Annotated in this window: 6 protein-coding genes; 3 read left to right on the forward strand and 3 right to left on the reverse strand. The window is 74.1% G+C overall.

From position 1 onward, the window contains the following. The first annotated feature begins 170 nt into the window (after positions 1–170). The 3 genes from E1283_RS30530 to E1283_RS30540 all read left to right on the forward strand — a co-directional run bounded on the left by E1283_RS30530 (position 171) and on the right by E1283_RS30540 (position 1,706). Positions 171–833 (forward strand): TetR/AcrR family transcriptional regulator, encoded by a 663-nt coding sequence (locus tag E1283_RS30530; protein WP_243745216.1) that lies wholly within the window; start codon positions 171–173, stop codon positions 831–833. A 124-nt stretch (positions 834–957) separates the two neighbouring features. Further along, the gene (locus E1283_RS30535; protein WP_132821416.1) at positions 958–1,383 is read left to right on the forward strand and encodes a hypothetical protein; all 426 of its coding nucleotides are present in this window, start codon (positions 958–960) and stop codon (positions 1,381–1,383) included. Further along, positions 1,383–1,706, forward strand: a complete 324-nt coding sequence (locus E1283_RS30540) for a winged helix-turn-helix domain-containing protein (RefSeq protein WP_132821417.1) — start codon at positions 1,383–1,385, stop codon at positions 1,704–1,706. The genes E1283_RS30535 and E1283_RS30540 overlap by 1 nt, the downstream gene beginning before the upstream one ends. Before the next feature lie 12 nt (positions 1,707–1,718). Here E1283_RS30540 and E1283_RS30545 read toward each other — a convergent pair whose 3' ends face one another. The 3 genes from E1283_RS30545 to E1283_RS30555 form a co-directional block, all read right to left on the reverse strand. Beyond that, positions 1,719–2,360: a DUF5825 family protein gene (locus E1283_RS30545; RefSeq protein ID WP_132821418.1), complete on the reverse strand. Its 642-nt coding sequence runs from the start codon at positions 2,358–2,360 to the stop codon at positions 1,719–1,721. 19 nt (positions 2,361–2,379) lie between these two features. Further along, complete coding sequence (locus E1283_RS30550; protein ID WP_132821419.1) at positions 2,380–4,344, reverse strand: RiPP maturation radical SAM C-methyltransferase; 1,965 nt, start codon at positions 4,342–4,344, stop codon at positions 2,380–2,382. A gap of 187 nt (positions 4,345–4,531) precedes the next feature. After that, the coding region (locus E1283_RS30555; protein WP_132821420.1) for an alpha/beta hydrolase family protein at positions 4,532–5,684 on the reverse strand (1,153 nt) is incomplete at its 5' end.

Consider the following 5,684-nt stretch of genomic DNA (forward strand, 5'->3'; position numbering starts at 1 on the left):
ACCTACCGGATCGCCCCCCGCCCCGACAGGGCCTAGCCGCCCGACGCCGCCGCCCCGACCAGGGGCTCCTCCCGGAGCCTCCTCGTGTCGGGGCGTCCGCGGACGCTGGCAACGCGACGTCACTTACTGCCAATATGGCACTCGGTGTGTCGGCGTGAGGGAAGGCGGTGGTGACCAGCGTGGAGACGTCCAAGCGCGCCAGGGGCGGGATGAGCGAACAGCGGCGCCGTCGGCTGCGGCTGGAGATCTCCCGGGAGGCGTCCCGGCTGTTCTGGGAGCAGGGCGTGGACGCGACCAGCGGCGACCAGATCGCGGAGGCGGTGGGCCTGTCGACGCGCACCATCTGGCGCCACTTCCGCAGCAAGGAGAGCTGCGCCGAGCCGATCGTGGCGCGCGGCGTGGAGTGGGAGATGGCCGCCCTGCGCGGCTGGCCTCCCGAGCGTTCCCTGGAGGAGCACTTCGCCGCGGAGAGCGAGCGGTTCGGCCGGGAGGCCACGGACGTGGAGCGGGCCGACGCGGTGCTCGCGGTGAAGATGATCCGGCTGGCCGACGACGAGCCGGCGATCAGGACGGCCTGGCTCATGGCCTGTGACCAACTGGAGCGCGAGATGGCGGAGATCGTCGCCGGGCGGCTCGCCCTTCCGGTCGACGACCTCCGGGTGCGCCTGCACGCCGCGGCGGCGGCGGGCGCTCTGCGGGTCCTCAACGAGCACGTCGGCGCCACCCTCCTGGCGGGCGCCGACCCCCGGCGGTTCGCCGACGCCGCCGAGCGCGTCGCGAGCGCCGTCCGCGGCGCGACCGGGGGAGCCGTGGGGGACCCGATCGCCTCCTGACCGCCGCCTCGGCCGTCCGGCGCACGGGGGGAGGTCGACTCCATGCGACTTTCCCGCGAGGAAAACACCTGCTACTTTCCTCATAGGAAAACACCCCAGGCGCTCCGGAGAGGGAGACGGCTCCATGCACCCCGACGACGCACGACACGCACTGGACGACATCCGGCACCGCGGTGACCAGGCCCGCGCCGCGCACCTCCGGTTCGGCCACTCCCGCACCGCGCTCCTGCTGTCGGCGCTTGCCCTCTTCCTGCCCCTCGCCTCCTACGACCTGCCGAACCCGTGGGGAGGGGCGATGCTGCTGCCGGTGGTGGGGCTGCTGGCCGCGATGCTGGTGGGATACCTGTGCCGTTCCCCGGTGCGCCGCTCGCTCACCGTGCGCGAGGCGGCACTGGGCGCCGCCGCCGGGACAGTCCTCGTGGCCGCCTTCAGGGGACTGGCGGCCGCGGCGCGGACAAGCGGCGTCCCGGCCCCGCACACGGCCGCCGCCCTCGTGCTCTGCGTGGCCGGAGTGGCCGGCCTGGCCCTCGCCGGCCGCCGGTGGGCGTGATGGACGCCGACTTCGACGAGTTCCTCCACGTTCCGGCGCGACTGTCGATCGTCGCGCTGCTCGCGCCGGTGAGCTGGGCCGACTTCGCCTTCGTCCGGGACGCGGTCGACACCAGCGACTCGGCGCTCTCCAAGCAGCTCTCCGCCCTCGCCGCCAAGGGGTACGTCGAGGTCCGCAGACAGAAGTCCCTCCGCGGGCAGCGCACCCTCGCCCGCCTCACCGCCCAGGGCCGCGAGGCGTTCCGACGGCACGCCGCGAGCCTCGAACGCATCGCCGCCACGGCCCGCGCGCCGGAACCGCACCCCGCCGACCCGGCGACCTGACCCCCGGGCGGCTCAGATCAGCATCGCGGACTGGGCCCAGCGGCGCGTGGCGTAGGGCAACCAGCAGACCCGGTCGCCGAGCCGCCAGACGAGCCGCTCGTCCTCGAACGCGGCCAGCACGGGCGCGGGCACCGCGTCGGCCCGGGCGCCAGGCACCAACGTCTCGACCGCCGCCCGGTAACCGCCGTCGGTGAGGGTGAACCGCCGCAGGTCGCCCCACCGCCGGTCCCGCAGCTGGAAGAACCCGGGACCGCGCCGCCACTGGCACTTGCCCAGGTAGTGCCCCGCACGCCAGCCGGCCAGCGCGGCCTCGCCGTCCGGAACGCCCTCCAGGACCGCCGGCGGCTGGAGGTGCCCCAACGGCCGCCAGTCCTCCGTGCCGTCCGGCAGCCGCAGCCGCCACTGCGTGTAGATCGCCTGGGCGGTCAGGTCGCGGACCAGACACAGCAGCCGCACCGTCCCCGCCACGTCGGCCGGCGCCGCCAGGTCGACCCGGCCGGCCAACTCCACCCGGCGGGCGCCCAGTTCCCACAACAGGTCGACGGCCTCGTCGGACCGGCCGGTCAGTTCGTGTTCGCCCAGGTACATGCCGGGCGCGTCCAGCGACCCGGCGTCGTAGTCGCGCCAGGCCCGGACGGTCAGCGGAGTGCTCACGTTCGTCGCTCCTCGCGGTTCAGGCCGGCAACGGGGCCGGTTTCCGGTCGGTCGGGCGCGGATCCGGGCTCGGCGCGTCCGCGCCGCCCGGCCCGGCGGGGGCGGTGACGACGTTGCGCATGAAGCCCAGCCGCAGCATCTCGTCGTTGACGGGCGCCGGCGCCACGTGCACGTACTGCCCGGCGTCCGCGTACAGCAGGCCCAGCCCACACCACGCCTCCAACAACTCCGGCACCGCCCCCTCGACGTCCGCGTCGGGGAACAGCTCGCCCAGCCGGCGCGTCAACGCCTTCGGCGAACGCGGCTGTTCGAGCAACCGGAACGCCGCGAGCTCCAGCGGGTCGTCGACGACCAGCGTCGTCCAGGCGAACGACCGGCGCCGGTTCAGCAGCACGATCCGGTCGCCCAGGTCGTGCTGCACCAGCCGGCTCGTCGCGTACCCGTCCATCCAGGCGGTCAGTGCCTCGTTCAGACGACGGGCGGTCCGCGCCCCGATCCCTCGGCTCGGCGCGTCGAAGATGTAGGCCAGGTCGTACAGTTCGGCCTCCGGCAGGTCGTACGTCAGCCAGTAGGGCTGGGCCGCGCGCAGCTCGCCGAACCCCAGCTCCGGCCGGTCGAAGTACGGGCTGAAGCGCTCGATCGCGATCCGCGCCGACAGACCGGTGGGCGGGTTGAGGTGTTCCAGCGCCGGGAGTTGGGCGATCACCGGCTCGTAGTCGGCGTCGGTCTCCTCCGGAAAGCCGTACAGGTAGTTCCAGGACACCGAGAGCCCCGTGCTCGCCCCGTCACGCAGCATCCGCACGTTCTGGCAGCCGCTGACCCCCTTGTCCATCAGCCCCAGCACCCGGCTGTTGAGGCTCTCGATCCCCGGCTGGACGAACACCAGGCCGGCGTCCGCCAGGGTCCGCAGCTGCTCCCGGCGCATGTTGGCCTTGATCTCCACGTGCATCCGCAGGTCGTAGCCGGTCGCGACGAGCCGGGGGAGCAGCGTCGTGACGTAGCCCATGTCGAGGATGTTGTCGACCACGTACATGTCCAGGACCCGGTACTCGCGGGCCATGCCCACGATCTCCTCGAAGAAGGCGTCCGGCGACTTGCTCCTGAACTGCATGAACGAGCCGTTCAGGCCGCAGAACGTGCAGTGGTGCTTCTCGCCCCACCAGCAGCCGCGCGCCCCCTCGATCACCAGCTTGGGCTCGATCATGTGCCGGGCCCGGGAGGCGGACAGCCGGTCGAGGTAGCCCCGGTAGTCGGGCGAGACGATCGCGGCGGGCGGCAGCGGCGCGGTGGCCATCGGGTTCGCGTGGGACCGGCCCTCGTCGCGCCAGCAGAGACCGGGGATGCGGGACAGGTCGCCGCCCGACCGGAGCGCGTTCAGCAGGGCGGGGAACGCCACCTCGCCCTCGCCGCGGATCACGTGGTCGACGAACGGGAAGTTGCGGTGCACCGCCTCGCCCTGCGCGCTGTCGCAGTTGGCGCCGCCCAGCACGGTCACCGTGTCGGGGGCCAGCCGCTTGATCATCCGGGCGGCGGCCAGCGCCGCGGTGTTCTGCTGGAACGTCGAGGTGAAGCCGACGACGTCGGGCCGCTCGGCCACCACCCGCTCGGCCAACTCCCGCACGAACTCGCCGGCCAGGCGGTGCAGCGCGATCGTGCGGTCCAACCGCTCCCGGCTCAGCGGCCGACGCATCGCCTCCGCGAACTCCGCGACCCGCCACTCCGGATCCTCGTAGAGCGCCGCCGAGAACACCCAGTCCCCGCACCCCAGGAAGTAGGACGACAGGGCGTAGTAGGCGTAGTCCTCCGCCGTGAAGTCGGCGAACCCGGGCCGCGCGGTGAGCCAGTCGAAGAAGTCGAGGTTGCCGTGCACCACCGTCGCCTCCGCGCCCGGCACCTTCTCGTTCACGCTGCGCGTGAGGATGCCGAGGGCGAGGGACGGCAGGTCGATGGGGGACCACGGCATGTTGATCAGAAGCACCCGCACGGCTGCTCCCTCCTGGAATCCGTCAGGGGCGGCCGGCCCGTGGCCGGGCCGGCCGCGGTTGGTCAGACGAGGTCCTCGTCCTCGGGCATCATGAGCGGAACCGTGATGGTCACGGTGACGGACGGTGCGCGGCCTTCGGCCTCGTGCTCCAGCGGGTCGTTCTGGATGACGTCCTTCTCCATGGGAGTCACCTCCTCTCGGGGGCTCGGGGATGGGGCGTCCCGGTCCGCGCCGCGCGCAACTCGCGGGCCAGGAAGTGGAGACCGTGCCGCAGCACCCGCACGTGGTCGGCGCCGTCGTGCCCGTCGTGGCCGGAGTCCAGCCACACCTCGCGGCACACGGAACCGCCCGCCGCCCGCAGCGCCGCCAGATAGCCCCGGACCTGTTCCGGCGGGCACTTGGCGTCGTGGGTGGCGGCGACCACCAACACGGGGGCGCGCACGGCGCGCACATAGGTCGCGGGGGAGGAGCGGGCGTACCGCTCCGGCACCTCGTCGGGCGTGCCGCCGAACAGGGCGGTGTCCAGCGCCCGCAGCGCCGGGGTGCCGAGCGCCCACGCCGCGGCGTAGTCCGCCAGCGGCTTGACGGCCACCCCGGCCCGCCACAGCGCGGGCTGCCGGCCCAGCGCGAGCAGCACCAGGTAGCCGCCCCAGGACGTGCCCCACAACGAGACGGCGTCCGGGTCGGCCACGCCGCGGCGCACCAGGTCGGCCCGGACCGCGGCCAGGTCCGCGATCTGGGTGAGCCCCACGCCGTCCCGCCACGCCGCGCGCCAGCGGGGCCCGTAGCCCGTGGAGCCGCGGTAGTTGACGCGGGCCACCACGAGGCCCGAGGCGACCAGCGAGTGCACCGTCGGGTCGTAGGCGTCCTGGTCGTGCGCGGCCGGGCCGCCGTGCACCAGGAACACCACGGGCCGGGGGCCGGGCCGGCCGGCGGGCGAGGTGAGCAGTGTGTGCACCGGGCCGTCGGGCCCCTCCGTCCACAGGTCCCGCACCTCGGCGTCCATCGGCGGCGGCTCCGGCGGGCCGGGCGGCAGCCGGCGGGCCGACGGGCCGAGCGTCAGGATCCGGGCGGGGGTGCGGGTGTCCGTCCACAGACAGCGCACGGTGCCGTGCCCGTCGGCCGCCGCGTCCAGCACGGTGCCTTCCGGCACCGGCAGCCGTACCCGGCCCCGCGACGCCAGCTCGACGACGGTCAGCAGGCCGCGGCCGTGCCGCTCCTGACGGACCAGCACCCGGCGGCTCCCGGGCAGCCAGCGCGCCGTGATCTCGGTGTCGAACACGCACCAGGGGTGCGCGACCGCGCCGCCCTCCCCGGTCCAGGTCACCAACTGGTAGCCC

It is taken from the genome of Streptomyces hainanensis, from assembly GCF_004348415.1.
In the GTDB taxonomy this organism is placed as follows: domain Bacteria; phylum Actinomycetota; class Actinomycetes; order Streptomycetales; family Streptomycetaceae; genus Streptomyces; species Streptomyces hainanensis.